The following is a 1,154-nucleotide window of genomic DNA, read 5'->3' on the forward strand; positions in this document are numbered from 1 at the left end:
GATCGCAGAGGCGGTGACGATCCACACGAAAGCGTCCCGCTCCGTGGCCATGGCAAAGGCTGAAGAGATGCTCCGTCTCGTTCGCATCGCGGACCCGGAGCGCCGCATCAACAACTACCCCTATGAAATGTCGGGCGGCATGCGCCAGCGCGCCATGATCGCCATGGCTCTAGCCTGCTCGCCGGAACTGTTGATCGCCGACGAGCCGACGACGGCCCTCGACGTCACTATCCAGGCGCAGATCCTTCGGCTCATCGTCGACCTGAAAGAGCGCATGGGAACGGCCGTCATGTTCATTACGCATGATCTCGGCGTTGTAGCCGAAACCTGCCAGCGCGTAATTGTCATGTATGCCGGCCGGATCGTGGAACAGGCCAACGTCATCGATCTGTTTGCGCGTCCGGCGCATCCCTATACCCAGGGGCTCATGCGATCGGTACCTGACCCGCGGCGAGGCCGTCAGCGCCGCCTTCCGGAAATCCCCGGCATCGTGCCAAGTCTGCGCGAGCCCATTGTGGGCTGCAGCTTTGCTCCTCGCTGCCCGTTCGCGATCGATATTTGCCGCGAGAAGACACCCATCCTGCGTGATGTCGGGCCGGGCCATGCCTCAGCTTGCTGGCGCGCCGAAGAAGTGATGGGCGTATGAACGGTCCTCTGCTGAAAGTCGAGAATCTGACCAAGTATTATCCGCTCGGTGCAGGAATCTTCAAGAAAAGCATTCCGGTGATCCGGGCGGTGGAGGACGTATCCTTTTCCGTCGAGGCGGGCGAGACGCTTTGCATCGTCGGTGAATCCGGCTGCGGCAAGTCCACCGTCGCGCGGCTCCTGATGCGGCTCGTCGAGCCGACGGGTGGGCGCGTGCTGATCGACGGGACCGATATAGCCGGTCTCAAAAAAGACGCGCTTCACGCCTGGCGCCGTCGGATGCAGATGGTCTTTCAGGATCCCTACTCGTCGCTGAACCCGCGACTTACCGCTGGGCAGATCATTACGGAGCCTGTCGAGAACTTTGAGCGTCTCAGCCGGAAGCAGCGCCAGGCACTCGCTGCGGACCTTCTCCGAAAGGTCGGAATGTCGCCTGAGATGATGCACAGGCTCCCCTCCGAATTGTCGGGCGGTCAGCGCCAGCGGCTCGGCATTGCACGCGCCCTGTC

Annotated in this window: 2 protein-coding genes; both read left to right on the forward strand. The window is 62.2% G+C overall.

Annotated features, from left to right (window positions below):
• On the forward strand, positions 1-646 hold a 646-nt coding region (locus EOA24_RS38710; protein ID WP_133374943.1), incomplete at its 5' end, for an ABC transporter ATP-binding protein.
• Positions 643-1,154: dipeptide/oligopeptide/nickel ABC transporter ATP-binding protein (locus EOA24_RS38715; protein ID WP_133374944.1), on the forward strand; the 512-nt coding region annotated here is incomplete at its 3' end. The genes EOA24_RS38710 and EOA24_RS38715, both read left to right, overlap by 4 nt.

The sequence above is a fragment of the Mesorhizobium sp. M2A.F.Ca.ET.039.01.1.1 genome (assembly GCF_003998035.1).
GTDB lineage: Bacteria > Pseudomonadota > Alphaproteobacteria > Rhizobiales > Rhizobiaceae > Mesorhizobium.